At 53.0% G+C, this 25,713-nt stretch carries 27 protein-coding genes; 14 read left to right on the top strand and 13 right to left on the bottom strand.

All coding sequences use genetic code 11. The features are described 5' to 3' along the window. Positions 1-134: 134 nt before the first annotated feature. Positions 135-944, bottom strand: coding sequence for a TatD family hydrolase (locus JX360_RS06605; RefSeq protein ID WP_244349872.1), 810 nt, complete (start codon positions 942-944; stop codon positions 135-137). Between the two features lie 198 nt (positions 945-1,142). Here JX360_RS06605 and JX360_RS06600 point away from each other — a divergent pair, with 198 nt between their 5' ends. Then, entirely contained in the window at positions 1,143-1,727 is a 585-nt protein-coding gene (locus JX360_RS06600; RefSeq protein ID WP_244349853.1) for a thioredoxin family protein, read from the top strand. A 38-nt stretch (positions 1,728-1,765) separates the two neighbouring features. Here the strand turns inward: JX360_RS06600 and JX360_RS06595 are convergent, their stop codons facing one another. Next, positions 1,766-2,308 carry a hypothetical protein gene (locus JX360_RS06595; protein WP_244349852.1) on the bottom strand — a complete coding sequence of 181 codons (543 nt, stop codon included), beginning with the start codon at positions 2,306-2,308 and terminating at the stop codon, positions 1,766-1,768. 104 nt (positions 2,309-2,412) lie between these two features. Here JX360_RS06595 and JX360_RS06590 point away from each other — a divergent pair, with 104 nt between their 5' ends. Next, entirely contained in the window at positions 2,413-2,694 is a 282-nt protein-coding gene (locus JX360_RS06590) for a PepSY domain-containing protein (RefSeq protein ID WP_244349851.1), read from the top strand. Positions 2,695-2,836: 142 nt separating this feature from the next. After that, complete coding sequence (locus tag JX360_RS06585; RefSeq protein WP_244349850.1) at positions 2,837-4,285, top strand: hemolysin family protein; 1,449 nt, start codon at positions 2,837-2,839, stop codon at positions 4,283-4,285. Between the two features lie 55 nt (positions 4,286-4,340). Here JX360_RS06585 and JX360_RS06580 read toward each other — a convergent pair whose 3' ends face one another. Further along, complete coding sequence (locus JX360_RS06580; protein ID WP_244349849.1) at positions 4,341-5,870, bottom strand: aminotransferase class I/II-fold pyridoxal phosphate-dependent enzyme; 1,530 nt, start codon at positions 5,868-5,870, stop codon at positions 4,341-4,343. Positions 5,871-6,023: 153 nt separating this feature from the next. On the opposite strand from JX360_RS06580, the gene JX360_RS06575 reads away from it, so the two are divergent. Continuing rightward, positions 6,024-6,590 carry a DUF2854 domain-containing protein gene (locus JX360_RS06575; protein WP_244349848.1) on the top strand — a complete coding sequence of 189 codons (567 nt, stop codon included), beginning with the start codon at positions 6,024-6,026 and terminating at the stop codon, positions 6,588-6,590. Between the two features lie 167 nt (positions 6,591-6,757). Here JX360_RS06575 and JX360_RS06570 read toward each other — a convergent pair whose 3' ends face one another. The 9 genes from JX360_RS06570 to JX360_RS06530 form a co-directional block, all read right to left on the bottom strand. Then, positions 6,758-7,219 (bottom strand): ssr2422 family thylakoid membrane protein, encoded by a 462-nt coding sequence (locus JX360_RS06570; RefSeq protein WP_244349847.1) that lies wholly within the window; start codon positions 7,217-7,219, stop codon positions 6,758-6,760. 215 nt (positions 7,220-7,434) lie between these two features. Further along, positions 7,435-9,471: an AMIN domain-containing protein gene (locus tag JX360_RS06565; RefSeq protein ID WP_244349846.1), complete on the bottom strand. Its 2,037-nt coding sequence runs from the start codon at positions 9,469-9,471 to the stop codon at positions 7,435-7,437. Positions 9,472-9,769: 298 nt separating this feature from the next. Continuing rightward, positions 9,770-10,477 (bottom strand): hypothetical protein, encoded by a 708-nt coding sequence (locus JX360_RS06560; protein ID WP_244349845.1) that lies wholly within the window; start codon positions 10,475-10,477, stop codon positions 9,770-9,772. Continuing rightward, the gene (locus tag JX360_RS06555; protein ID WP_244349844.1) at positions 10,477-11,184 is read right to left on the bottom strand and encodes a PilN domain-containing protein; all 708 of its coding nucleotides are present in this window, start codon (positions 11,182-11,184) and stop codon (positions 10,477-10,479) included. Before JX360_RS06555 ends, JX360_RS06560 begins: the two co-directional genes overlap by 1 nt. 74 nt (positions 11,185-11,258) lie before the next feature. Further along, a complete protein-coding gene (gene pilM / locus JX360_RS06550; protein ID WP_244349843.1) occupies positions 11,259-12,416 on the bottom strand; it encodes a type IV pilus biogenesis protein PilM in 1,158 nt (385 codons plus the stop codon). A gap of 156 nt (positions 12,417-12,572) precedes the next feature. Beyond that, positions 12,573-13,238, bottom strand: coding sequence for a Uma2 family endonuclease (locus JX360_RS06545; protein ID WP_244349842.1), 666 nt, complete (start codon positions 13,236-13,238; stop codon positions 12,573-12,575). A 38-nt stretch (positions 13,239-13,276) separates the two neighbouring features. After that, a complete protein-coding gene (gene kaiC, locus JX360_RS06540) occupies positions 13,277-14,908 on the bottom strand; it encodes a circadian clock protein KaiC (RefSeq protein ID WP_279611301.1) in 1,632 nt (543 codons plus the stop codon). A 28-nt stretch (positions 14,909-14,936) separates the two neighbouring features. Further along, entirely contained in the window at positions 14,937-15,245 is a 309-nt protein-coding gene (gene kaiB / locus JX360_RS06535) for a circadian clock protein KaiB (protein ID WP_244349841.1), read from the bottom strand. 2 nt (positions 15,246-15,247) lie between these two features. Next, on the bottom strand, positions 15,248-16,273 hold the full coding sequence (locus tag JX360_RS06530) for a circadian clock protein KaiA (protein WP_244349840.1): 1,026 nt from the start codon (positions 16,271-16,273) through the stop codon (positions 15,248-15,250). A 204-nt stretch (positions 16,274-16,477) separates the two neighbouring features. On the opposite strand from JX360_RS06530, the gene JX360_RS06525 reads away from it, so the two are divergent. From JX360_RS06525 to JX360_RS06480, 10 genes are all read left to right on the top strand, one after another. Continuing rightward, on the top strand, positions 16,478-17,413 hold the full coding sequence (locus tag JX360_RS06525; protein ID WP_244349839.1) for a nucleoside hydrolase: 936 nt from the start codon (positions 16,478-16,480) through the stop codon (positions 17,411-17,413). After that, a complete protein-coding gene (pgsA, locus tag JX360_RS06520; protein WP_244349838.1) occupies positions 17,410-18,015 on the top strand; it encodes a CDP-diacylglycerol--glycerol-3-phosphate 3-phosphatidyltransferase in 606 nt (201 codons plus the stop codon). The genes JX360_RS06525 and pgsA overlap by 4 nt, the downstream gene beginning before the upstream one ends. Before the next feature lie 46 nt (positions 18,016-18,061). Further along, a complete protein-coding gene (ruvC, locus tag JX360_RS06515) occupies positions 18,062-18,559 on the top strand; it encodes a crossover junction endodeoxyribonuclease RuvC (RefSeq protein ID WP_279611300.1) in 498 nt (165 codons plus the stop codon). Between the two features lie 115 nt (positions 18,560-18,674). After that, a complete protein-coding gene (locus JX360_RS06510; RefSeq protein WP_244349837.1) occupies positions 18,675-19,322 on the top strand; it encodes an LON peptidase substrate-binding domain-containing protein in 648 nt (215 codons plus the stop codon). Positions 19,323-19,452: 130 nt separating this feature from the next. Beyond that, on the top strand, positions 19,453-20,184 hold the full coding sequence (locus JX360_RS06505; protein ID WP_244349836.1) for an alpha/beta hydrolase-fold protein: 732 nt from the start codon (positions 19,453-19,455) through the stop codon (positions 20,182-20,184). 29 nt (positions 20,185-20,213) lie between these two features. Next, the gene (locus JX360_RS06500) at positions 20,214-21,272 is read left to right on the top strand and encodes an ATP-grasp domain-containing protein (protein WP_244349835.1); all 1,059 of its coding nucleotides are present in this window, start codon (positions 20,214-20,216) and stop codon (positions 21,270-21,272) included. Between the two features lie 57 nt (positions 21,273-21,329). Further along, positions 21,330-21,518 (top strand): hypothetical protein, encoded by a 189-nt coding sequence (locus JX360_RS06495; protein ID WP_244349834.1) that lies wholly within the window; start codon positions 21,330-21,332, stop codon positions 21,516-21,518. After that, a complete protein-coding gene (locus tag JX360_RS06490) occupies positions 21,503-22,690 on the top strand; it encodes a GNAT family N-acetyltransferase (protein WP_244349833.1) in 1,188 nt (395 codons plus the stop codon). The genes JX360_RS06495 and JX360_RS06490 overlap by 16 nt, the downstream gene beginning before the upstream one ends. A gap of 34 nt (positions 22,691-22,724) precedes the next feature. After that, positions 22,725-23,327 carry an arsenic resistance protein gene (locus tag JX360_RS06485; RefSeq protein ID WP_244349832.1) on the top strand — a complete coding sequence of 201 codons (603 nt, stop codon included), beginning with the start codon at positions 22,725-22,727 and terminating at the stop codon, positions 23,325-23,327. Positions 23,328-23,724: 397 nt separating this feature from the next. Further along, the gene (locus tag JX360_RS06480; RefSeq protein ID WP_341830534.1) at positions 23,725-23,991 is read left to right on the top strand and encodes a transposase; all 267 of its coding nucleotides are present in this window, start codon (positions 23,725-23,727) and stop codon (positions 23,989-23,991) included. A gap of 749 nt (positions 23,992-24,740) precedes the next feature. On the opposite strand, the gene JX360_RS06475 is transcribed toward JX360_RS06480, so the two are convergent. Further along, a complete protein-coding gene (locus JX360_RS06475; RefSeq protein WP_244349830.1) occupies positions 24,741-25,676 on the bottom strand; it encodes a DMT family transporter in 936 nt (311 codons plus the stop codon). Positions 25,677-25,713: the final 37 nt, after the last annotated feature.

Below are 25,713 nucleotides of genomic sequence, written 5' to 3'. Positions count from 1 at the left end.
AGAGGGCCTGCTGACAGGGATCCAGCGTTTTCCCCTTTTTCCAGCATAGAATGCCAGCCCCTCAAATGGCGTTAAAGATTGTATCGAATAGGGATATATTAATCCGTATAAACACGTATGTTGTCAGGGAATGACTACGCCAGTATCGGCAGGCGAAACAATTGGGCGGCATTCTGGCTGGTTTGTTCCGCCAGTTGCTCGGGAGAGATATGTAACAAGTCCGCCAGGGTATGGGCAACCCGCTCCACATAGGCAGGCTCATTGCGTTTGCCACGAAAGGGAGTCGGAGCAAGAAAAGGGCAGTCGGTCTCGATTAGGAGTTGCGACAGAGGCACTTCCAAGGCAGAATCCCGCACAAGCTGTGCATTCTTGAAGGTAACAATGCCGCTAAAGCTCACAAAACAACCCAGCGCCACAAACTCCCGCGTTTCCGCCGGGGATCCACTCCAGCAATGCATCACCGCCCGCACCGGCCCTGCTTCGGCAATCGCCTGGGACAACATTTGGTGGGTGGCTTCAGCCGCATCCCGACAATGGATGATCAGGGCTAAATCTTGGCTTTGGGCAATGGCAATCTGGGCTTGAAAGGCTTGCTTTTGCAGCTCAATATCGGCTGGGTCTGACTTGTAAAAATCCAGCCCTGTCTCCCCAATCGCCACCACACGCGGATCCGCAGCTGCCAACTGGGCAATTTGAGCGGCCATGTCCGGCTGCCACTGGCGGGCCTCCAGAGGATGAAGCCCCACCGACAAAAACACCTCCGGATATTGGTCGGCAATCGCCTGTAACTGCGGAAATTCCTCCGGCGTGACACAGGAATGAACCAATCGGTGGATCCCGGCTTCGCGCCAGCGTTGGGCAACCTCAGGCAAATCCTCAGCAAAATCGGGGTAGTTGAGGTGGACGTGGGTATCCACCCATCCAGCAGGGACAACATCCAACATGACAATGGGCAAAGCTCAGCTTTGGTCGAGATCGTTACGCGTTAAAGTGGCAAGTTACAAATTGTGAATCTGCCCCTACCTTAACCGGGTCGGAGGGATCCCTTCAAGCAGGGGAGGGTCAGGTAGGGATCCCGTTTGCCAACTTTTGTCTTCATCTGGGAGCATGATGAAAAGGAATCTTACCGTTGGAGACCCCGTATGGCTCGCACCCCCTCAACCATGCTGGCCTTGGAGACCCCAGCTCCTGACTTTAGTTTGCCGGATGTGGTGACTGGCAAAACCATCTCTCTGACTAGCTTTGCCGATAAACCTGCCCTCTTGGTGATGTTCATTTGTGAACATTGCCCCTATGTGAAGCATGTCCAGGAAGAATTGGCCCGCCTCGGCAAAGACTATAAGGATCGCGGTGTCGGGATCGTGGCCATCAGTGCCAATGATGCCGAGAAATATCCGGATGATCGCCCAGAAAACCTAAAAAAAATGGCAGAAACCTTGGGCTTTACCTTCCCGTTTTGCTACGACGAAACTCAAGAGGTGGCCAAAGCGTACACCGCCGCCTGTACCCCCGACTTCTTCCTGTTCAATGCTGAGCGCAAGTTGGTGTACCGAGGCCAACTGGATGACAGCCGCCCTAGCCTGACGGATATTCCGGTGACCGGTAAAGACCTGCGCGCTGCCTTGGATAACCTTTTGGCGGGCAAACCCATCGATCCGGATCAGAAACCCAGCCTAGGCTGCAACATCAAGTGGAAACCCGGCAACGAACCCACCTATTTCGGTTAGGGACAAGGGATCCCCAACCTGCGGATGTTGAGCAGTTGCTAAAGTCTCTTTCTGAGCTGATGGCTGGCTTGCCAAAGTTGCCACCCTAACTTTAGGCCCGGCCCCAGCATTCTCCAGCCAGGAAACTGGATAAACAGGGATCCCTGACCCTGCCAACCGACGCGGGTAAACGTGAGGCGAATGTGTTGAGACCACTGAGGGGGTAAGGCTGCAATCAGCCCTAAACATTGCCCCGTTACTGCGGGATCCGCAAAGCCAATCTCCACCCCTCCCTGCCAGGATTTGAGGGAGAGCTGTTTACCGATATCCAGCAGATAAGGCCAGTAGCGAGGCCAATCGGTGGGGGAGCAACGACCCCCCATTCGTGTCGGCCAGCGCCCGTGCCTAGACAGGGATCCCCAACGCCAATGCCAGCCGTGGCGATTGACCCGTAGCCTTTGTCCCATCGGCAGGTGCCAACACCCCCTCCAACCCAAAGGGCCCATCCAGGTCTTGCGGTAGCGGAGGATCAACCTTTGTGGCCAAAGCAGAAACGTCCCCACTAGGCTCATGAGCAGCAGTCCAAACAGGGATCCAGCCACCGGAGTGCTTCCCTTCAGCTCAGTGCGTTGAACGGCAAGGCTCCTTGTAGCAAGCTCTCTCCGATCCTAAGATGAATAATGTGTCTTTTTTTGGATAGCTAGGCATGAAACATTATCTAATCTCTTGGATCAGTGCTGTGCTCCTGAGTGGCCCTATGCTGCTGTTGGGTGTTGCTAACGAGCCCGCAGTGGCTCAATCCTCTGCTCCTGCCATCCGCACTGAGGAGGCGATTCAGATCGCACGGGGTGTAGTTCCCAATGGTGTGATCAAAGAAGTGGAACTGGAACGAAAAGATGGGCGGCTGATTTGGGAAATTGAGTTCACCAATGATATTGAGGTGAAGATCGATGCCAACAGCGGCGATATTGTCGATATTGACGACTGATCCTGACTAAGACTGACAGATTAAGACCCTGCCTGACCGCCTGGATGGGGCCCGCTGAGGGGGGATCCCTTGCTTTTTACCCAGGAGAGCAACTAGAACGCCCTAAGCTAGAATGCTCTCTATCCGTCTCGCTGCCCCCCTGATGGACGACCCTCCTTTATCGTTGGCGGCTGCGGCTGCCTTCCCCGAAACTGAACTTTCCTGGGGAGATGCCTCCTTTAGCCTCCTCTGGGTCATCGGTCTTTTAGCCATTAATGCTTTTTTTGTCGCAGTCGAGTTTTCGTTGGTGTCGGCACGGCGCTCGCGCATGTTGCAGTTGGCCAGCGAGGGGAACCGTCAGGCAGCCCTAGTCCAGAAAGCACAGGAACAACTGGAATATTCCCTCTCCACCACGCAGTTGGGCATTACCCTGGCCAGTGTATTGCTGGGTTGGATTGGAGCCACCAAAGTTGCACCCACTCTGTTTCTGGCTTTAAGCCAGTTAACTTGGCTGCAAGGGATGGATGTGGCCCTAGTGCAGGGGCTGTCGGTGGTGGTGGTGTTTTCGTTGCTCACCTATTTTCAAATTGTGGCGGGGGAGCTGATCCCGAAAACTCTGGCTATTCTCTATTCAGAGCCGATTGCGTTGCGCTTGGCCTGGTTAAACCGCTTGGTCAGTCGTCTGTTGCAGCCCTTTGTGGAACTGCCACGCTTTTCCTCCCGCTGTGTGTTGCGATTCTTGGGGGCGCGGATCCCAGAGGACAGCTCTTTTTACAGCACCATGACGGTGGAGGAGCTGCAACTGTTGATCGCCTCGTCGGTAGAGTCCGGCAACATTGAGGCAGAAGAACGAGAACTCCTCAGCAACATTTTCGAGTTTGGCGAGACCGTCGCCAGTGAGGTGATGATCCCGCGTACCAGCATTGATGCGGTCCCCGAAACCGCAACGGTTCAAGAGGTATTGGCGGAGGTGGCGGAGTCAGGGCATTCCCGTTACCCCGTTTTTGGCGAATCTTTGGACGACATTCGCGGCTTGATCCATGTCAAAGAATTGGTCGGTCAGTTGGCCAAGGGATCCCTGGAACTGCAAAGCCCGATCACCGAGTTCATTCGCGAGGCCCACTTCGAGCCGGAAAACAAACTGATCGCCGAATTGTTGCCCCAGATGAAGCAGCAGCACTGGGCGATGGTGGTGGTGGTAGATGAGTTTGGCGGTACAGCGGGCCTGATCACCATTCAAGATTTGGTGGAGGAGATTGTGGGCAAGCTCTCGGATGGCCCGGATCCAGACGAGAAAGAACCGGATATCCAAGACCTTGACGAATCGACCCTTTTGATTCAAGCCCAGTTGGATATCGAAGAAATCAACGAGCGCCGTGGCCTCAACCTCCCCCTCCATGAGGATTACCAGACCCTGGGGGGCTTCTTGATCTACCACATGCAGAAGATCCCCCGTACCGGCGAAAAGTTCACCTATCAAGACCTAGAGTTTCAGGTGGTGCGGATGGAAGGGCCGCGGGTGGATCGGGTGAAGATCATCCGCCAGCCTAGCTCCATGGAAGGTTCCTTACCGGCTCTCCCCCAACCGCAAACCGCGAGGGCCCATTCATGAGAATTGGGCAGAGGTGCAGATGTAGACTAGGGATCCCCACTAAACCCAGTTCCAGCTAGTCCAGCTTGACCACCTTCAGGGTTTGCAAGCGCACATCCTCCGGGCCATTGATAAACCCGCCTGCCTCATGCACCAACAATAAATAGTCCACCGCCTCTTGGGTCACCTCCTCTCCCGGCACCAAAATCGGGATCCCGGGTGGATAGGGAGAAATGATCTCAGCACAAATGTGGCCAACCGCCTGTTGGAACGGAATGCGGTGAATCGGCGCAAAAAAGGCTTCGCGGGGAGAAAGCCGCCGGGGAGCCAGAGGGGGGCGCTGCAACAAAGAGAGTCGCTGCATTTTGTCCGCCATCGTTTGGGATTGAGGGGATCCCTGAGAGTGCTCGGACAAAGCAGTGAAGCTCTCCACCAGCCGGTCAACGTCCCTTGGAGTATTACCAATGCTGAGGATGAAAACAACATTGTGCAGAGTTGACATCTCCGGCTGCACATGAAAATGGTCGTTCACCCAGTCGTGGGCATCGAACCCAAACTGCCCCAACTCCGACACGGTTACCGTCAGGCGGGTGCGGTCAAACTCAAAAAAACCCGGCGTAGAGCCAATCCGTTCTGACCCAAAACAGTGAATGCCAGGAATCTGATTCAGGCGGGTACGGGCTTGATCGGCTAAAGCCAGGGTTTGGCTGAGCAGGGTTTCGCCCTCCAGGGCCATCTGCCGTCGGGCCACATCCAGGGACATCATCAACACATAGTTGGGGCTGGTGGATTGCAGCAGTTGCAGAATGTTGCGCACCCGGTTGGGGTTAATACGGGATCCCTTGAGGTGGAGCAGAGAAGCTTGGGTCATGCCTGAGATCACCTTATGGGTGGACTGCACCACCAGATCCGCACCCGCCTCTAGGGCAGACAAAGGCAACTCCGGGTGAAAGGCAAAATGAGGGCCATGGGCTTCATCCACCAACAAAGGTAAGCCATGGGCATGGGCAATGGTAGCCAGCGATTGCAGATCACAGCACACCCCATAATAGGTGGGGCTCACCACCAAAACTCCCTTGGCATCGGGGTGTTCCTGAAGGGCTTGTTCTAGTCCGCTTGGGGTAATGCCGTGGGCAATGCCCAGTTCTAGGTCGAAATCCGGCTCAATATAAGCAGGCACTGCTCCTGAGAGGATCACCCCGGCAATGGCAGACTTGTGGCAGTTGCGAGGCAACAAAATCTTGTCCCCCGGATCGCACACCGACATCACCAGCGTTTCCACACCACAGGTGGAGCCATTGACCAAAAACCAGCTGCGGTCTGCTCCATAAGCTTCTGCGGCCAAGGTTTGGGCTTCCAGAATTACTCCATCCGGGTCGTGCAGGTTGTCCACTTCCGGCAATTCGGTTAAATCGGCCCGGAAGACGTTTTCTCCCAACAACGCCAGCAAATCAGCCGGGATCCCGCGCCCCTGTTTATGACCGGGTGTGTGAAAAGGGGCTTTATCTAAACTGCAATAGTGACGGATGGCCTCAAATAGCGGCGCACGTTCTTGGCTCTTACGATCAAGCGAGCGTAAGCGACGGAATGCTTTTGACAGAACCACAGGCCACCCCTACACACAAAAAGGCAATGTGAAGCCATTATCCATCCCAAGTGGGGTGAAGTCCACTGCCAGAGCTGGATCTACGGCTTTGGGTCATTTTCCTGCTAGCCTGGGTTTTCAGGTTGCTTCTGATCTCCCCCAACTTGGCGCCCTATGTTTGAAAAATTGCCTCTCCCCATCAGCACCCTCATCTTATTCGCCGGAGTCGCCGCCACCGTCTGGGGCTTCATCAACTACAATGACCCGACCCTGAACTTAATCGGTATTTTCGCCGGGATCCCGTTGCTGTTGGGCGGGGTAACCATGAAAGTGGTCGAGCTCAAGCCGGTACCTGCTCTCGTCCCTGCCTCTGCGGAGGTGGTTCAAGCTCGCAACCAGCAAGCCACAGAAATTCAAAAGCAAGTGCGCGCCGACATTACCAAGTACAGCTACGGGGCCAACGCCCACCTCGAGGATGCCCTAGAGTTTCTGGGTTTGCGGGGCCCACTGGAAGCGGATCTACCCAAGGTGAAGGGGTACCAAGAAGAACTGCGAGATGGGCAGTACACTTTGGTGCTTCTGTTCGATTCTCCCGCTGTTTCCTTCGAGCAGTGGCAGGAAAGCTACCAGAAAAAAATGCAAGGTTTCTTTGGCCGAGATGTGAAGGTGCAACTGACGCAACCCCAAGAGAACCAAGTGCAATTGGCACTCATCGCTCAGCCGATATCCTCAACCACTTAAGAAAGGCTTAATCTAATTCGCTCACCCTAACCTTACGATTTCACGGCTTTTTCACAACTGGGATCCTACAATCGGCTCAACTCACACGAGTGTGTTGAGGACTGAAACACTAGAGGAAGGATATCCAGGGATCCCCCATTGGTTCGGATCCCTTTTTTGTTGAGGATTTAGCGGGATCCCTCTCTGAGCAGCACAAGGATGACCCCGGCAATAATGCTGATGGTGGCTCCAGCAATCAAACTGGTTGCTAGCCGTTCTAGCCGCTCACCAACAGACTGGGAAGCATCAAACTTGAAGCCTAACTTATCAACATCGCTGGACAGCTTATTCACACTCTGGGAGAGTCCACCCACTTGCCCAGCCAGATCATCCACCCGGTCGGTAAGGTTATCTACCCGATCGGTGAGGTTATCTACCCGGTCGGTGAGGTTATCTACCCGATCGGTGAGGTTATCTACCCGATCGGTGAGGTTATCTACGCGATCGGTCAAGTTATCCACTCGATCGGTCAAGCTATTCATTCGCTGCGACAGCTGATCAACGTGCCCCAGCACTTCCCCCTGCTGGTTAACCAAAGTTTCTACAACACGTTCAATGCGATCCAGCCGATCCTCTGTGGAAGTTGTCATACAGCTTTCGGACTTCTCAGTTCCTATCATAGGTCGCTGGCCCATCCAGGGATCCCTGCTGAGTCGCAGTTCGTTCTATCCTGAGAGGGTTTCAGCAGCCTGATCCTGAATAATCCAGGTGCGCAGAATTTGAATTTCGTGGGGGCTAAAGTGGCCCAGGCGATCCACACTGTTGCCATTGCGGCGAATATAGGCCAGATTATCCTCTCGCCCCGTCAGGGATTAGAAACCAACCCAAAAGCAACATCATCATTCATAATATAAGGAGTTAGCATAAACACTACCTCACTACGACTGTTGTTAACACTCTGAGAACGGAACAGAGAGCCCAGCAAAGGTAGATCACCCAATAATGGCACTTTCCTCACATCAACTATATCTCTATCTTCAATTAAACCAGCAATGATGAATGTTTGACCATCCCTCAACCTCAGTTGAGATGCTTCAAGTTGTCTCTTTTCAATGTTAAAAAGTTGGATGCCTGCGAAATCTCCACCTTCGAGCACGCCTGCAGGCACAGGGATGGAAATTTCTGGTTGAATAGTCAAAGTGACGAATCCGTTGTCATCCACCCTAACTTCCGAGACATCCAGAATAACCCCAGCATCTTCACGAACCAAACGCTGGGTAATGGACTGCTGATTGTCTCCTAGCGGTATGGTAATAGTTTCAACGTTTACAGGTACAGTTGAACCGATACTAACTCGGCTAGAGGATCCATCCGCCACAACAACTTTAGGATCAGTTAATACTTTCCCGGTTTGATTGGTAATTGCAGCATCAACGCGCAGAGCAAGTGATTGCTGAAGCCTATTCAGAGAATTAAATACACCGCTTATAGAACCAGATGAATCTAGAGGACCAACAGACTCCACAGAAGATCCTGCAGGTTGGTTAAGTGGTGTTCCGCCGAAGTTGCCTCCACCAAAGGTTCCAAGTGCAAAGTTACCCGAAGCTCCTCCCAAGCCAACGGATAGGCTTTCATTATTGTCTAACTGGATGTCAACAGCTCTCACCGAAATTAAAACTTGACGTTTGCGCACATCCAATTGGGCAATTTGCGCCGCTGCTATATCTTGCTGCTGGGATGTGCCAATGACTGTAATAGAGTTGGTTCGCTCATCAATCTCAACTTGGGCGGGACTCCCAGGGGTTACAGCATTCAAAACTGCACTCAACTTGGGTGCAAGCTCAGTAGCAACAGCTTGGTTAATACGATAGTTGCGAACCAATCGCTCTGTGATCCCTGGTAAATTAGTCCCAATAAATACGGTTTGCTCTCTCCGCTGGGCCTGTAATTCTTTCAGCCGCAAGATGAAGTTAAACGTTTCCTGTAAGGGTGATTCATTCACATCCAATGAAATCGTCAAGTCTGGGGGAACATCGTTCAACACCACGTTCAATCCTGCCCGGCGCACTAACAGGCTCAAAACATCGCCTACTGGGGCATCCTTCAAGGTTAAGGTGATCTTGGCATTGGAACCCAGATCAACTGTGGGAGGGCTTGGCAAAATCGTACCTACTGCAATATCTCCAGAAGGAGGCGCAATGGCCCGCCCTTGGAATTGAGATTCATTGGGCAGAGCTCCTGGAGGCAATTGGGGTTGATTGAGTTGACCTACTGCTGGAACCTGGGAAATCATCTGCGGGACAGGAGTGGCAGGAGCACCTGCAGAGGGTTGGGGAGGTATTTGGGTGGGACTTTGAGCGATAGGTTGTGGTGCTGGAGGTTGTGAAACAGGAGCTGGGGGAGCCACGACTGGCATTGTCGCTGGGCTGGGAGCGGCAGCCACTTGAGCGGAGGGCAACCCTTCAAAGTCGAAAACCAATTGAGTGGGGCTACGTTGAGCCAGTAATCCTTGGGGAGCTGCTGACGTGCCAGCAATTTGCACCCGCACACTATCACTACCCACTTGCTTGGCTTCGATAAAGCTCACCCCAGGCAATGGCGACTCTTGGCGATAGCTACCTTGGCCCATATCCAACTGAGCATTGGTGATATCGCCGATCCAGGATTGGCCCTGCTGGGTAAAGAACACCTGCGGGCGAGTTCCCCCCACTGTGTCAATCTCGAGTTTCATCCGGTTGCCGTTGGGCACCAAACGGATATCCTTGATGCGGCTGATGCTTTGGGGGTTTGCGGAGGTCAACTGTTGAGCTACAGCTTCATCAACCCGACTTTCCATAGCCAACATGGGCAATGACAGGATCAAGCTCAATGCACACCCATAAGCTACTCGACGGTTCATCATCCTCACACCTCACTCAGTTCGCCCTACCGTGTTCTTGCTTAACCTCACCACGGGTGCTCCTCTGACTCGCTCACCCAGTGCTTCCCTAATCAAACCCGAAATCTTGAGGTTTGCCACTACCTGTAGCAAGTTCATAGAAAATTTTCCCCAGATCTTCGATTAAGAAACACTACCTGTGCTTTGTCGCCGATTTCCTCCTACCTTTTACCCATCCGCCAAAAAAGGATCCTGTTGCTGCAGGATCCTTTTCTATACCAACAGTTGAGCGAGTTATCGATTATGCCAGCCACTCACTGGGTTAGGGAGTCGGCGTTTCTCCTCCTGCAGGTGCTGGAGCGGTACCCAAAGGAATCTCACTGTTGTAGATGTAGGCAATCAGGTCAAATGAACTATTCAACTCGCCGGTATCCGGGATGGGTTGTAATGTGATATTGCTGACCCGGAACAGTGTCCGCAAACGCTCTACATCCCCCATCAGGTTGATTATGTCAGTAAATGGGCCATGCAAGTTGACACGAGTGGTTTGCACCTGAATGGCCGGGGCAATAATGGCTGGAACTTCAGGATTTGCCGAGGAAGCCGGCCCTAAGGGAGAAGGGTTAAAACTGCGCAACTCGCTGCCAATCTGCCCTTGAACCAGACGATTCAAATCAAGCAACTGGGTGTCAGCATTCTCGGGAGTGGAGAGCAACGCACTGATCTGTTGCTGCTCCACGCGAGCCCTCTCGATCTGATTGGGTACATCCTGCAAGCTGGCAATCTGACCCTGTACCCCCTGTAGTTGTGTGGTTTTATTGGCTACGTCCTCTTCCGTTGCTTGTACTTGCTCAATCAGTGGGCGCAGTTGGGTAAAGGCCAAAACCCCCGCTGTACCAATACCCAAGGCCCCAATGAGCAATCCAATCCGGATCGGGGTTAGCTCTATCCCCAACAAAACTGGAGGGCCTGCCGGAGCTACTGCAACCTGTTCGTCGTAGATACTGTCTACTGGGTATTGTCCAGCCATTAGTTCGTCTCCACTTGACGCAAAATTCTGATCTTCTCAACCAAGCCAGTGGCACCCCGCAACTCCAACTCACGAGTAAACTCTGGATCGGGATCCCCCAGGGTGCGTACCGTTACAGTCAGGCCATAGTTGACACTGGGTTCAGTAGTCTGGGTACCATCCACTTTGGAGGCAGTGTTGATGACTGCCCCTGTAACAAAGTTAGAGTCTAACAGGGTCAACAAAAAGTCATTGACGAGAGGAAAATCCAGCGCTCCCCCTTGTACGCTGAGAGTATCACCGGAGGCACTGATTCCTGTTATCCATACCCCTTGACCTGGAACCCTACGGCGGAAGTCTTCAAGAATAGCCGACCAAGGCTGGACGGATCCCAGAAAAGAGCGAAACCCTTGGGTTTGGGCACGAATGGTTTGCAATTCTTGATCGAGGGCCTGCAAACGAGCCAGTTCCGCATTGGCGGTGCTTAGTTCGTTATTCAGACGGGTTTGCTCGGCTTGAAGGGTTTGGAGCTGCCGGGTAAAGCTGTCTTGGAAATAGAGAAAAGCCCCAATTGCCACAGCAGCAGCGACGGCTCCAAGGCCAATGGCCGGGATCCAATTCTGGGATCCCCCGCCAGCACCAGGAGCAACAACAGCTCCTCCACCCGTGCGAACGGTGGTGATGGCATCCGGCCTTTCTTTAAGGAAGTTAATATCCGGTGTGTACATATCTCCTGAGCGCCTCTCGATTTACATCCACTTTTTCCGATTTACCCTGGGCTGACCCATCTCTGGGTTGTCCTCTACTTGGTGTATTCCCGCAGAGCCAATCCCAGAGCTACTCCCATCGCTGGGCGCTCTTCTAAGGGCAATTCTAGGGAATCCGGTACCGCAATGTTGCCAAAGGGATCCGCCAATTCCACCGCCATACTCAGGGATTGGGACAAGAACCCATCCATTTGCCCAATGCTAGCGCCAGGGCCAGCCAGGAGCACTTTTACGACTGGAGCACTGCTTTCTGTATTGATGAAAAAGTCAATGGAGCGCTTGATCTCATCCGCCAAATCGGAGATAACCCGCGTTACAGCGGCGACCCCTGGATTGGTAGTAATGGGTTGTTCTCCGGTTGACAGAACATCGGTGGGGCTAATCAGGGGCAATTTGAGAGATTGCAACAAATCCCCTGTCCGGCTAATCGGCAGGTTCAGCGATTGGGCCAAGACCTGCCGCATATGAATGGTGCCGATATTAACGGTGCGGGTAAATTGCGGGATCCCGTTCACCAAGATGCTGATCTCGCTGCTCTCATAGCCAATCGAACTCAGCAACACCGCCTCTTGCGGGCCATATTGTGTCAGTTGTTCACGAATGGTGCGAATGAGAGAGAAGCTAGCCAGCTCCACACAGCGCACCTTCAAGTTGGCCGCTTGCAGCACTTCCAGGTAGTTGTCTACCACCTCTTTGGGGATGGCCACCAACAGCACTTCAATGCGTTCAATGCCGTCCTGGGAAAGATCCAGACCCAAGGGTTGGTAATCGACATCCGCTTGATCCCGCGGATAGGGGATGTAAAGCTCAGCTTCTTGCTCCAGCACCACCCGACGCAACTCGTCAGCAGGCAGATCAGCAGGCAAACGAATTAAACGAACAATCGCTTCCCGTACAGGTACTGCCGTTGCGGTCGGCAAGTTGGTGGGGATTTTGTTTTCATTCAGTAAATTCATGAGGGCCAAGCCAATCGTGCCCGGATCGAGGATGCGCCCTTCGATCATCGCCCCTTCTGGCATTTCCACACTGTGGTAGTGGGCCAGACGATAGCGACCATTGCCCTGCTTTTTCAGTTGGGCGACCGAGATGCGCTCAGGGTTGATATCCACCCCAAGCATGGTTTGGGTTTTGGAACCGCCGAGAAAGCTAAACACTCCGGGAAATACCGCCCTTTGCGCCACTGCTAGACGCATACTACCCAATTTATTCGGGGGTTACCACCGATTTGCCGTTGACTGTCGGGAAATGCTTGTGTTAACTGACCCGACACCGCCAGGGATCCGGTTCAAGTCCTACGCGGCTCAGGGTTCGCTCGTTTTGGAGTCCACTGCGTAGCTTGAGGCATCTGATTAACGAATCTGTTGACGAGCCCACTCCCGAAACTGTCGAATCGCTTCTATTTCCCCAATACCGTAGCGCTTCTCCAGAAATTCCTGAAGGATAGACGCTGGCAAACTGGGGAAACTCAGGCTTTGGGCAATAGGGAGGTAGGTGTCATCTTGACGTTGGAAATATTGCACAGTGCGTCCGTTGTAAGTCCACACCTCTGGAACCCCCAGCTTGGCGTAAATGGGGAGGCGTCGCTTGGAGGGATGGGTGATGTCGATTTCCAACACCAGGTCTGGGGGCGGATCAACAGCCAAGTCAATTTCCTCTTTGTGGCGGATGAGCGGCTCATGTTGAATGTAGTAGCAAGAGTCAGGCTCTGCCCCCATCTGCAAATCAGATCGCCGCATCGTCCAGGAGCCGAGTTGGCGCAAATTCAGGTTCCACTCTTCGGCAATAACCACGATCAAACTTTCCAGGAAGCGATTGCTGCCTTCGTGAGGAGCAAGGGGAGACATGATTTCTAACCTCCCTTGCCAGTAGTGGAAACGGGTATTTCGCCCTTCCCCTGCTTCTGTCAGCAATCGCTCAAATGTCTGCCAACTGATGTCATTGAGGACAACACGTTCTTCTCCAAGAAGCGGGGAGCGTTCCGTAGATGCCATCTCGGGAGTGGCATAGGTAGCCATGTCGGCCTCCTACCAGAGGAATAGAACTCAGCAACTGTTCAAAATCCATCGTCATCGAGGGCTTGCACATTTTGCACAATGCGGGAGAGCTCGTTTTTCTCATCGACATTGATGCGGGTCGGGGATCCGCTGATGATGCGCTCATAGCCCCGGAAGGAGTCACGGATTTGGATGCCGGCATTGGAGATCAAGTACTCGCGGATGCCTTTGTCGTGCCAGGAGCCACGCATTTTGAAAACATTGAGGGCACGGGCCATCTCGCCGCGGATCTCGACGTATTGCAGCAAAATAATCGTGTCGGTGATGGTGGAGATGTGGGATTCAGTGATGGAATGGGATCCCATGAATTGGTCGGTGGTATTGGTGAAAAAGCCGGTGATCTCCTCCTGTTTGGCCAGGCCGGTGACCCCAATCACAAACTGACGAAAGGCATTCTGGCTCACCCCCCGCGCTAGTGCCGAAAGGGAGTCGATGGCAATGCGAGAGGGCTTGAAGGCCATCATCTCGGTTTTGATCTTCTGGAGGTGATCTTCCAAGCCCGCGGACTCGGGATAGGCGCAGATGATCTTTAGGAGGCCCTGCCGCTCGAACTCTTCTAGGTCGATACCCCAAGAGGAGGCATTGCGGGAAAGCTGGGCCCGCGATTCTTCGTAGGCAAAAAGAATGCACCGCTCCCCATCCAGACAGCCTCGTTCCAGGAACTTGCTCACTAGTGAGGTTTTGCCGGTACCGGTGGCACCTGTGGCCAGGATGATCGAGTCCTTGAAGAACCCGCCGCCGCACATTTCGTCCAGCTTTTCGATGCCGGAGGACACTCGGACATTCGAGGAGCGCTGCGTCAGTTGCATTGCCCCCAACGGGAAGATATTGATGCCATCGTTGGTGATGGTGAAGGGATATTCTCCCTTCATGTGGGTGGTGCCCCGCAGCTTCAAGATTTCGATGGTGCGCCGTCGTTTTTCTCCTTCCAAGATGTTGCGCAAGACCACAACGTTGTCGGAGACAAATTCTTCCACCCCAAAGCGAGCAATCGGGCCGTACTCATCGGTGCGTTCAGTGGTCATGACAGTGGTGACATTGGCCTGCTTGAGGCGAGCGGTGAGGCGAAACAGCTCCCGTCGCACGATGCCGGCAGGGTCGTATTGCTGAAAGATAGCAGTCACTGAGTCGATGGAGACCCGTTTGGCTTTGTACTTACGAATGGCGTACTGAATGCGCTCGATCAGAGCGGAGAGATCGAAATTGCCGCTGACCTCATAGCCTTCCGGATCCGGGGAAGCGTCGAGAATAAACAGTTGGCCTTTGTCGATGAGCGATTGCAAATCCCAGCCAAAGCTGGAGGCATTGCGGATGATATCGGCGGGGGTCTCCTCAAAGGTGACGAAGATGCCCGGCTCTTGGTACTGAACAATGCCGTTGTAGAGAAATTGAGTAGCAAACAGGGTTTTGCCAGTGCCGGAGGTGCCACTGACTAGGGTGGTTCGCCCCAACGGTAGGCCATCGTGGCTGATGTCGTCGAAGCCTTCAATGCCAGTGGGCTTTTTCGGGATCCCGCGCGGCTCCAAAAGTCCCATGCGGCGGCTGGGTTGAGGGGGAGCGGTAGAGACTTCCGCTGCTTTATCCTGCGCCTGCGGCTCTTGTGGCTCAGAAGGCCCAAATGGCTGATTCATCACACTCTCCTCACTCCCATGGCGCGTTTCAAGCCTCTTCGTCCAGTTCTTCGTAGAGCAGATCTAGGCCAATCAGCACTTTCTCCCGGTTTGACAGGTCGCCAATGATCTTTCGTACCGGCGGCGGCAGGATTTTGGCCAAAGTTGGCGTTGCCAAGATCTTATCTTCCTCTGCCAGTTGCGGATTTTTCAAGACATCGATCACCTTGAGGCTGTACACGCCGCGAAACTCTTTTTCCAAAATGTCTTGCAGGGTATTGAGGGCACGCAGGGAATTGGGGGTGTTGCCCGCCACGTAGAGCTTGAGAACATAGGCTTTGCGAGCTTCGGCAGACATATTCAGGGATCCCTCGGCGCGGGTTTGGGAATGGAGCGGCGGTACATTTCGCTCAGGTGGGCCATCACATCGATCAGGGTAATGCGATAGTCCAGCAGGATCTCCTCACTGCGGCCCTCCAATTTCAGTTGTTTGGCAAAATCCTCCATTAAGCCCATGTGTAACTCCAACAGTTGGGCAGCGCCAATATCGGCAAAAAAGGCCAGGGCCACCAGTTCATCGATGCGGGCATTGGCGGTTTCCGGAGACTGGAAGTATTCCAGGACGATGGTTTGGTACAGACCCCGCAGCCTTTGCATTAAGGCCCGTCGCTCCGGCTCAGAAAGGCGTCGATAAAACAGCTCCGGGTCACGATGATAATACACTCCGGCATAGCCCAGCCGTTCCCGAAGCTTTTCTGCCAGCCGCTGCTGTTGCTGGTTGCTATAGGTCAGGTAGGCTTGCCCCTTCGGACGCACTTGCCCCTGCGGCAGACCGCAGGTGGGGGAAACCTGGAGAAACAAGGCGATGGCCCGCTCGATCAACAGTTCTAGAGGAGAGATCCCGCTGCGGTGGGTATGAACCAGCAGATCTCGCGGCGCTAGGGAACGCACCAAGGTGGCGTTGTGGTAAAAAAATTGCTCCCGTTTGAGGAGGGCATTAGCGCTGGCAGTCTGAGAGGAGGTAGATGGCGCTTGGGTGGTTCGCGCAGGATCCGGGACACGGATTGCTTCTTCTGGGCCAGGCTCAGGTTCTGAGGGTTGAAAAACCAGCGCCAAAACAGTGGGCAACAGGAGTCCCCATTCACACAGTTGATTGCCGATATGCTCCAGCTGATCCAGTCGGCTCGGATCCACCAGCAAGACCAGGCAGTCGATGCCGCCATTTTGCTGGTGCAGATGTTCTAGGAAGAGATCGGGTTCGCGGAAACTTTCGCTGGCAAAGCGTTCAGGGGGCAGGAGGGATTCACAAGCCAGCGGCTCCCCATCAGGTGGATCCCAGGCTTGCAGCAGGCAAATACGCAGTGGCTGTGTACTGGGGGGGGTCAATGAGGAGCAAACAGAAGGCCATTTTCGATTGTAAATCTGGCTGGGAAGCTTGCCTACGGGGATAGAAGGGCAACCATAGCCTGAGGAACCGCTTCGGTTTACCTTAGAGTCCAATACCTTAGAGTCCAACAAGGGATCCGGTGCGTACCGCTGTTGCCGTTGCCTCCTACACTAGGGGGTAAGTGAGTTCCGGTTGGGATCCCTATGGTGCGTCCCCTGATCATCGATTGTGACCCGGGACAGGATGATGCGGTGGCCCTGTTGTTGGCTTTGGCCTCGCCGGAGTTGCAGCTGCTGGGGATCACCACAGTGGCGGGGAATGTTTCGGTGCAGCAAACCAGTAGCAATGCGCGGCGCATCTGTGAGTTGGCTGGTCATCCGCAAGTGGGGGTCTATGCCGGCTGCCCGCGTCCATTGCTGCGTCCTCTGGAAACCGCCGAACAGGTGCATGGCAAAACCGGGATTGATGGAGCGGATCTGCCGGAGCCGAAAATGCCACTGGGATCCATCCACGCTGTTCAGTATCTCATCGACACCCTAATGGCCGCTCCGGCGCCGATTACCTTGGCGTTGCTCGGCCCGATGACCAACTTGGCGGTGGCTTTGGTGCAGCAGCCGCAGATTGTCGATCACATTGAGGCACTGGTGTTCATGGGCGGATCCGCTTTTGAGGGCAATGTTACCCCGGCAGCCGAGTTCAACATCCTCACGGATCCCCATGCGGCACAGGTGGTGCTCAGTGCTGGGATCCGGCGAGTGGTAATGTTGGGATTGAATGTGACCCACCAGGTGATCAGTACTCCAGAGCGGATTGAGCGGATTCGCGCCTTGGGTACAAAAGTAGGGCAGACAGTGGCTGCTATGCTGACCTTTTATGGCAAGTTCGATATCGAGCGCTATGGATTGCCCGGTGGGCCGTTGCATGACCCCTGTGTGATTGCCTATTTGCTAGAACCACACCTGTTCCAGACCCAGCCCTGTTATGTGGAAGTGGAAACTGCCAGCCCCCTCAACTTGGGCCGCACAGTGGTGGATCGCTGGGGAGCCAGTGGCCAGCCGGCCAATGCCCAGGTGGCCTTTGGGGTAAATGCCCAGGGCTTTTACGATCTGCTCACCGAGCGATTGGGCCGTTATCAATGAATTCAGGCGAAGCCAACGTGGAGAGCGGTATTCTCGGCCAGAGACCTAAGCTGGCCTGGGTAAACCTACCCACCGCCATTACCCTGCTGCGCTTGGCCGGGATCCCGTTTATTTTGCTGGGGTTAAGTTGGGGATCCCCAGCAGGAGAAGGCTTGGCCTTTTGGGCTTTTCTGCTAGCGGCGGCCACCGATTGGTTGGATGGATACTTGGCGCGGCGCTATGGGTTGGTGACGGAGGTGGGCAAGTTTCTGGATCCCTTGGTGGATAAGCTGCTGGTGCTGGCGCCACTGCTCAGTTTGCTGGAGTTGGGGCGGATCCCGGCCTGGGGGGTGTTTTTGATTGTGGGACGAGAACTGGCCATTGCCGGTTGGCGGGTCAATCAAACCCAGATTCGTGGGGCCAACCTCTGGGGCAAGGCAAAGACGGTAACCCAAATTCTGGCGATTGCTCTGTTGATCTTAGGATGGCCGGTAGGGATCCCCTGTTTTTGGCTGGCGGTGGTTCTGACCTTACTCTCGGGGTTGATGTATCTGCGCAACGACCCTGCTGAGCTAGAGCCGGATCCCAGATCCAGACTGGATAAGGAGAGCACCTCTGCGTAAACCACCCGACCCTTTGCACCAGCAGCCCCTTGCAGCAGCAGATCAGTTGATCCTAGGTCTTGATCCGGGTCTGGGCACCATGGGTTTTGGCTGCATTCTGGCGGGATCCACGGGCTTAAAACCGGTCGATTACGGCGTGATCAGCACCTCTAGCCAACAATCGATGCCAGAACGCCTACAAACGTTGCACGATGATCTGGATCAACTGCTGCGCCAACTGCGCCCCCAACAGGTGGGGCTCGAAAAACTTTTCTTCTACAAAATGGGCAACACCATTGCCGTGGCTCAGGCCCGTGGGGTGATTTTGCTGGTCTTGGCGCAGCATCAACTGCTGCCAATAGAGTTTACGCCCGCGCAAGTGAAACAAAGCCTCACCGGGTATGGACGTGCCGACAAACATGCTGTCCAAACTGCGGTGGCCCGGGAACTGAACTTGCCGAGCTTGCCCCGCCCGGATGACGCTGCCGATGCCCTGGCCATTGCCCTCACCGTTTGGCACCATCGTGCTACGCACGGCCCGGAGGGCCATCGCCCCATATCATAGGTGCATAGAATAGGTTCATAGGCATCAAAAATCCTCTCTCCCCATCGGTCTGAGATTCGGTAAAGATCGGTAAAGAAGATGGGCTAGACTCATTACAACGAAAAGCACAGACGCTATGCCTTCCTCTTCACTGGATGTTCGTGAGCTGCCGTTGTTTCCGCTACCAGAGGTGGTGCTGTTTCCAGGCCGCCCTCTGCCATTGCACATTTTTGAGCCCCGTTACCGCATGATGATTAACACCGTCTTGGAGACGGATCGGCGCTTTGGGGTGCTGATGTTTGATCCTCAGAAGGGATCCCCGGTGCGGGTGGGCTGTTGTGCCGAAGTGTTGCAGGTACAACGGTTGCCGGATGACCGCATGGATATTCTGACCCTTGGACAGCAGCGCTTCCGCCTTCTGGACTATGTACGGGAAAAACCCTTCCGGGTGGGGTTGGTGGAGTGGATCGAGGATGAGCCGACGACTTCTGATTTACAAGGCTTGGTGCGGCAAGTCTCCACTCTACTAGAAGATGTGGTACGCCTCTCGGGCAAGCTGATGGAACGGGATACCGAACTGCCGGATCAACTGCCCACCACCCCAACGGAGTTGTCCTATTGGATTGCTGGTCACTTTCATGGTGCTCCTCAAGAGCAACAGGCTCTACTAGAAATGCTCAGTACCGAGAGCCGCCTGCAACGGGAAGAAGAAATTCTTGAGTCCACCCGTAAGCACCTGGCCGCTCGCACCGCCCTCAAGGATCTGTTCACAGAAATTTCCTGAGCCTGAGGCTGACCTTTTGAGCTGCCCTTGAACAGATTGGAATGACTCGGATCCTCACCTGGGCGGATCTCACCCTGCTTTTGGTAGACAAAGCCTGGTATATCTTCGGAGGATCCCTCCTCTGGTTCCCATGTCCTATTCCCGTCAGTACTTGCGCTTCCCCTCTCGGATTTTGGGCCGGGAGATGGAGATGCTCCACTTCGGGCATCAGGGTTACCCACTGATCTGTCTGCCCACCAGCAATGGCCGCTTCTTCGACCTAGAAGATCGAGGCATTATTGCCAGCCTTAGCCATCATCTGGAGCAGGGCTATCTGCAAGCCTTTTGTGTAGAAACCCTAGACTGGGAAACCTTTTTCAACCGTAAACTGGAATTGCCACAACGGCGGGATCAATGGTTGTTGCTGGAGCAACACTGGGTGGAGGAGCTGATCCCCTATGTCAGGGACGAAGCCCAAAACGATTTTTTGGTGGTAGCCGGGTTTTCGCTAGGTGCAACCCATGCGGTCAATCTCACCTGTCGGCATCCGGGGTTGGTCCGCCGTTGTCTGGCTTTGGGTGGGCCTTACGATGTAGCAGCGCTGGGATCCATTACCGGCTGGGATCCCAAACAGGCGGAACAGGAGCTGTATTTTATCAACCCGCTCGCTTACATGTCCAACATGAGCCGGCAACTGTGGGATCAATTGGGGGGGCGCAATACGGATCTCAAGTTGTTAACGGCGCACCATGACCACTGCCTTAGCGATAATCTGCGTCTGTCAGAAGTTCTCAACCGCAACGGCATCCCCCATCAACTGGAAGTCTGGGAAGGGGATCACGACTGGCCCACGTGGCAAGCGCAAATCCGTGCCTTCGCGTAGGATCCCATGTGAGGAGTGAAGGGAAGACCATGACGGAAGACTACTGGATTGGCAGTTTGCACTTTAGCGAGCCCTTTGGGGATGAAACCGTGGAGCGGCTCAATGCTCTCCCGCCCATCGCTGCTGTCAATGGCCAAACCTATAAGATCCGAGCCGAACATGTCACCATTCACGAGGTTGATCTGGATTACCGCACCAAATATCGCCTGATCTTGGATCGCTTTAGCTATCTATACCCACAGGCAATTGGCTTGTTTATGGGCTTTGCTTTTCAAGGCGTTTATATCATCAATAATCCCTTCAGTTTCTATTATTATCTGCGGAACAAAGATGCTGCCTATATGGTAGTTAAAGACTTGGGTATCTCCATTCCAAAAACCTATATCTTGCCCCCGAAAGAAGCCCCCGCTCTCCAAGGAGACGATTTTAAGTACCACAAATTTTTCGATTGGCAAGGAATGATTGAAGAACTGGGCTGGCCCATTGTCATCAAACCTGCGGAAGGACGGGAGGCGATTGGGGTAGAACTGGCCTATAACCTCGATCAACTGCTGTATTTGTACAACCATTCGGGATCTCAGGTGATGATGCTACAGGAGAAGGTGAAAACTCCCTACCCTTGGCAAATCAGAGCTTTGTGTATTGGTCGTAAAATCATCCCGATCAAGTATATCTTTCGCAAGCTAGATGCCAGTGAATATATTTTTGATCCCGAGTTTCTAACCCCGGAGTTAGGAAGAAAAGTGATTGATACCTGTCGGATTATCAATCGGGTTTTGGGCTATGAGATGAACTCTGTAGAGATGTTTATCGATGAACAGGGAGAACTCCAAGCCATTGATTTTAATAATCCTGTGCCCGATGGCCGTCTGAAAGCCTTGGGAGAAATTTTTTACAATGATTATCAGCAGGCCCTTTGTGACTTGGTAGTCGAGATTGTACGGGAACAGCGCTCTTTCGACTTTCTGCCCCCGGACATCAATACCTTCGCTCATATTGCCCGTCGTTCTGATCTCAGCCGTGAGCAAAAGTTTCAGGCAGCCCTAGAGCTAGCCAACCGCTACTACGAGCCTCGGGATCCCGACTAGAATCAAGGGAAGATAGGCCCCGTCGGGGAGGTTCTGTCTTTGCAAGGGAGTAGCAGCATGGTTTCAGATCCCGTTTCGGAATGGTATGTGATCAAGCAGCCGCAGGGATCCTGTCAGGTGCTGTCCCTTTCTGCTGAGGATCCCTTGTTGAGCCAGCAGGAGCATTGGGGACCTTTCTCCAGCCAAGCTGAAGCAATGGCACGACGGGTTGGATTGATTCGAGCAGGCCAATGTCAACCCGTTTGAAGTTGCGTTGGTGCCACGATATCCGCGAGATCCCAGCAGCCAGCTGGAAAGCGCTGGAAACGGAGCGCACCTCTCCCTTTTTGGAATACGAATGGCTGCACAGTTTAGAAAGCTCAGGATCTGCCAGCCGGAAAACCGGGTGGATGCCCTGCCATCTCTTGGTGGAATCGGAAGGCCAGTTGATTGCTGCTGCTCCGCTGTATTTGAAAAGCCACAGCCAGGGGGAATTTGTTTTTGACCAAGAATGGGCTTCAGTCGCCAGCCAACTGGGGGAACGTTATTACCCAAAACTGATCGGCATGGCCCCGTTTACTCCGGCCACCGGCTATCGCATTCTCGTTCATCCCGAGCATTCGGAAGCAGAACTGTGGCCGCTAATGTTAATGGCGATTGATCACTTTTGCCAAGAGAATGATATTTCCGTTTTCAGTTTACTTTATGTGGATCTGGACTGGCGGTCACAACTGGAAGCGGATGGATTTATTCCCCGCATTACCCATAACTACCAATGGCACAATCCTGGCTATAGCTCTTACGAAGACTTTTTGAGTCAATTTAATGCCAATCAAAGACGGAATATCAAACGAGAACGAGCAGCCATGGAGAAAAGTGGCCTTCAACTGAATATTTATACTGGAGATAACATCTCGCCACGGCTTCTCTCACTGATGTATGACTTTTACAGCAATACCTGCGCCCAGTTTTGGAATTGGAGCAAATATCTTAACCGTCGTTTTTTTGAATCTTTACACTCCCACTATCGGGATCGCGTGGTTTTGGTAGCAGGAGAACGGGCAGGTGATGTGGTGGGGATGTCCTTCTGTATACGCAAGGGGGAGCGGTTGTTTGGACGCTACTGGGGCTGTCGGGAAGAAGTTAAGTTCCTACATTTTAATGTTTGCTATTATGAGCCGATTGCACTTGCGATTCAAGAAGGGATCCGTAATTTCGATCCTGGTGCTGGGGGATCCCATAAAATTCGGCGCGGATTTCCCGCTACACCTGTCTACAGCTACCATCGTTTCTATCACCCACGACTACAACAAGTGTTGATACCCTACCTGAATCGAGTCAATCCTCTCATGTTGGCTGAGCTGGAAAACGTTAATCAAAATGAGGTCCCCTTTCGAGAGGATATCCTGCCTTCTTTATCTACCCTGACCAATCGTTAGATTTTTGGTAAGCCTTTATTACCGACCTTGAGAAATGGAAAAAGCCCAACCTTTGTTTGTCATGTTGTCGGTTTTGGGGGGTCTGGCGCTCACAGGGTGGTCGAATTCTGAAAAGATTCTGGGGAGCTTTATTCAACCGCTGCTAGCTTTGCTGCTCTATCTGACTTTCCTGGGAATTCCGATTCAGAAATTCAAGCAAATGTATTATGCCTCCCAAGTGGTGTGGGCAAGTTTGTTCATCAACTTTCTCTGGACCCCAGCTTTGGCTTGGGGACTGGGGGCTCTTTTTTTGTCGGATCAGCCGGATTTGTGGGTTGGCCTGATCCTGCTGATGGTAACCTCTTGCACAGACTGGTATCTGGTGTTTACAGGGATAGCAGGTGGGGATGTGGTACTGGCCACCGCCCTGTTGCCCCTCAACTGGATTCTGCAAATCCTACTTTTGCCAGTTTATCTGTTATTTTTAGCAGGAGATCTGGTTGAGTTAAATCCTGAAAATCTACTGACTGGATTGCTGTGGATTCTTTTTTTGCCGTTTTTTAGATTTAACGTACGAGGAGTTAGCCTGTTTAACCTGTACCACTTTGGCTCGCAATTCTCCACTCTCTCTGGCGATTGCTGCTTCTGCTTTTACTGAGCGTCCACTGATCCCGTTAGCTTTGGTGATCGGCCCCCTGATTGAGTTACCAGTTTTGACCTTGGTTGCCCAGGTGTTGTTGCGAATTCGAAGAAAAGGATACTGGAATCAGTCTTGATTTAGTCTTGACTTATCTTGGTCTTGATTGGCTCTCCTGACATTTTGGTGTCGATAGTATAATGAGATACTGAGTTCCATGACGAACATTGGTTTCTTTTGATAAGTTATTGGGTCTTGCTGGAGTCAAAACCCAAGAGTTTGTAGAGTTAGAACACCGCGTTGTCCTCAAACTAGAGCTGAATACTAACGAGAGGATTTGTCCTCATTTTGAAGGAATATTCAACTGTCAGTTTGAGCAGCGACAAGCAAAAAAGCCCAAGGGTTTCAGCTCAAGAAAATCAGTATCGACGAGATAAGCATGCGAAAAGGGCATAATCAATATGTGAGAGTTATCAGCGATCTGGAGAATCATTGTCTCATTGAGGTGATTGATGTTCACAAGGCGGAAGAGCTTACTGAATATCTAGAAAGCCTATGGACAGAGGAAGAGAGGCTGAATATCGAAGAGGTTAGCATCGATATAGGGGCTGGATTTGCCAGGGTAGTCAAGCCGGTATTTCCCAAAGCACATATTGTCTATGACAGATTTCATGTGATAAGCTAATCAAACGACAAGGGCATGGGTTTACCAACATGACTAACCTCAGAGCTAGGTTATTAGCAGCTTTCTAGCCTTAGTAATCCTTGATCACCATAAGTCCGGGAGAGCCTCGCTTGACTCTTTGTGGTCAACTCCTTTCGGGTCTACTGAATGTCATTCAACGCACAAATTCGGGAACTTCTTTTCACAGCTTTTCTTGACCAATTTCAAGCCAGGTTCTAGCTTCTTGACCAATTCCTAAATCTTCTCAGCTTTGCAAGATTTAATTTTTTGCAAGATTTAATTTCGTCCCCAGTGCATTCCATTCGCACAATTAAAGCTATTCGCGCCATCCGTCCACATCCCTATAAGATGATTAGGTATCCATTATTTTATTTTTATTTTATTTATTATGTATAGCTTATGTATAGCAGATTGTATAGTGGTATGGTAAGAACAAACACACTACCCATTCGCCTGACAGACATTGAACTTGCAAAGCTAAAAGCTGAAGCCGAAAGGCTCGACATCTCAATGTCAGATCAATGTCAGAGGTTGTCAGAGCGTGGATTAATACCCTGCCTGAACCGAAAGCCAAGTAGCGATAGGTCATCTGTCATTCCGAGAGATTGTTGGCAGGCTCAAGCCCGTCGAGGGCATCGTGCTCCGCACGACCCGGAGGGTCATCGCCTGCCTTGAGGGGTAGGCTTCCCTCCCCGTGTCTGGTCGCGTAAGCGTTGCGTAGCAACAAGCCAGGGGCTTCGCCGCACAAGCTAAACACCACTGGTACGAGCCTGGGTTTGCAGCATTCTCCAGCGAGCCTCCCCGTATACCCCCGATGTGGCGCCGGCAAAGATAAGCGCTCCGCCCAAACAGGTCCACCAATCCGGGATCTCAGCAAACACCCAAAATCCGATCAGGCTAGCCCAGATCAATCGCGAGAAATCCAGGGGCATTACCGTTGTGACATCCGCCAACTTATAGGCTTGGGTAAGGGCCACCTGCCCGATCGTCCCCAGCAACCCCATGGCCACCATCCACAGCCATTGCTCAGGAGAGGGCCAAGTCCAAACCCAAACGGCGGCTAGAAACGACATGGGGGTTTGCAATAGGCCCATGTAGGCCGTAATCGTGATGCTGGACTCGGTGCGGGATAGCATTTTGATCACGATTGTCACCCAGGCGAAGAGGGCCGAAGCGATCAAGGTGAGCCCGATACCCAGGGATCCCTCCTGAAACCCTGGCCTCAACATCACCAAAGCTCCGGCAAACCCAAGGCCCAGAGCCAGCCAACGATAAGGCCGCATCCGTTCCTGTAAAACCAACACCGCAATCAAGCTGGCAAACAACAACTGGGTAAAGCTCAGCGCCGTCGCCTCCGCCAAAGGTAAAATACTGGCGGCCCAAAAGGAAAGCAACATCCCCACCGTGCTGATCACCCCGCGCGACAGGTAAAGACCGATCTTGGTGGTCCGTAAAGACTGGATCCCGGCCTGGAGTAGCAAGGGCGAAAGGGTAAGAAACCCAAACAGATTTCGCAAAAAGACAATTTGAAACGGATGAATCGCAGGAGAGTTAAGCCGGATAATCGCCCCCAAAGAGGCAAAACAGCCGGTGGCCAACAACATCAGGGCAACCCCTTGCCAAGCCTCTACCTGGCTCAGTTCTCCGAAGCGGCCCATCTGACGGCGATACCACGTCCCGAACACCACAGCTCACACCCAAATGTTTTAAGCGCTAAATAAT

The sequence above is a fragment of the Thermostichus vulcanus str. 'Rupite' genome (genome assembly GCF_022848905.1).
In the GTDB taxonomy this organism is placed as follows: domain Bacteria; phylum Cyanobacteriota; class Cyanobacteriia; order Thermostichales; family Thermostichaceae; genus Thermostichus; species Thermostichus vulcanus_A.
Note: the sequence above shows the minus strand (reverse complement) of the source record. Positions and strands in the feature narration are given on the sequence as shown.

Bases quoted from the DNA above. Each gene is read 5' to 3' on its own strand.
- JX360_RS06605 (WP_244349872.1), bottom strand. From the start codon at position 944: ATGTTGGATGTTGTCCCTGCTGGATGGGTGGATACCCACGTCCACCTC.
- JX360_RS06600 (WP_244349853.1), top strand. From the start codon at position 1,143: ATGGCTCGCACCCCCTCAACCATGCTGGCCTTGGAGACCCCAGCTCCT.
- JX360_RS06590 (WP_244349851.1), top strand. From the start codon at position 2,413: ATGAAACATTATCTAATCTCTTGGATCAGTGCTGTGCTCCTGAGTGGC.
- JX360_RS06585 (WP_244349850.1), top strand. From the start codon at position 2,837: ATGGACGACCCTCCTTTATCGTTGGCGGCTGCGGCTGCCTTCCCCGAA.
- JX360_RS06575 (WP_244349848.1), top strand. From the start codon at position 6,024: ATGTTTGAAAAATTGCCTCTCCCCATCAGCACCCTCATCTTATTCGCC.
- JX360_RS06570 (WP_244349847.1), bottom strand. From the start codon at position 7,219: ATGACAACTTCCACAGAGGATCGGCTGGATCGCATTGAACGTGTTGTA.
- JX360_RS06565 (WP_244349846.1), bottom strand. From the start codon at position 9,471: ATGATGAACCGTCGAGTAGCTTATGGGTGTGCATTGAGCTTGATCCTG.
- JX360_RS06560 (WP_244349845.1), bottom strand. From the start codon at position 10,477: ATGGCTGGACAATACCCAGTAGACAGTATCTACGACGAACAGGTTGCA.
- JX360_RS06555 (WP_244349844.1), bottom strand. From the start codon at position 11,184: ATGTACACACCGGATATTAACTTCCTTAAAGAAAGGCCGGATGCCATC.
- pilM (WP_244349843.1), bottom strand. From the start codon at position 12,416: ATGCGTCTAGCAGTGGCGCAAAGGGCGGTATTTCCCGGAGTGTTTAGC.
- JX360_RS06545 (WP_244349842.1), bottom strand. From the start codon at position 13,238: ATGGCTACCTATGCCACTCCCGAGATGGCATCTACGGAACGCTCCCCG.
- kaiC (WP_279611301.1), bottom strand. From the start codon at position 14,908: ATGAATCAGCCATTTGGGCCTTCTGAGCCACAAGAGCCGCAGGCGCAG.
- kaiB (WP_244349841.1), bottom strand. From the start codon at position 15,245: ATGTCTGCCGAAGCTCGCAAAGCCTATGTTCTCAAGCTCTACGTGGCG.
- JX360_RS06525 (WP_244349839.1), top strand. From the start codon at position 16,478: ATGGTGCGTCCCCTGATCATCGATTGTGACCCGGGACAGGATGATGCG.
- pgsA (WP_244349838.1), top strand. From the start codon at position 17,410: ATGAATTCAGGCGAAGCCAACGTGGAGAGCGGTATTCTCGGCCAGAGA.
- JX360_RS06510 (WP_244349837.1), top strand. From the start codon at position 18,675: ATGCCTTCCTCTTCACTGGATGTTCGTGAGCTGCCGTTGTTTCCGCTA.
- JX360_RS06505 (WP_244349836.1), top strand. From the start codon at position 19,453: ATGTCCTATTCCCGTCAGTACTTGCGCTTCCCCTCTCGGATTTTGGGC.
- JX360_RS06500 (WP_244349835.1), top strand. From the start codon at position 20,214: ATGACGGAAGACTACTGGATTGGCAGTTTGCACTTTAGCGAGCCCTTT.
- JX360_RS06495 (WP_244349834.1), top strand. From the start codon at position 21,330: ATGGTTTCAGATCCCGTTTCGGAATGGTATGTGATCAAGCAGCCGCAG.
- JX360_RS06490 (WP_244349833.1), top strand. From the start codon at position 21,503: ATGTCAACCCGTTTGAAGTTGCGTTGGTGCCACGATATCCGCGAGATC.
- JX360_RS06485 (WP_244349832.1), top strand. From the start codon at position 22,725: ATGGAAAAAGCCCAACCTTTGTTTGTCATGTTGTCGGTTTTGGGGGGT.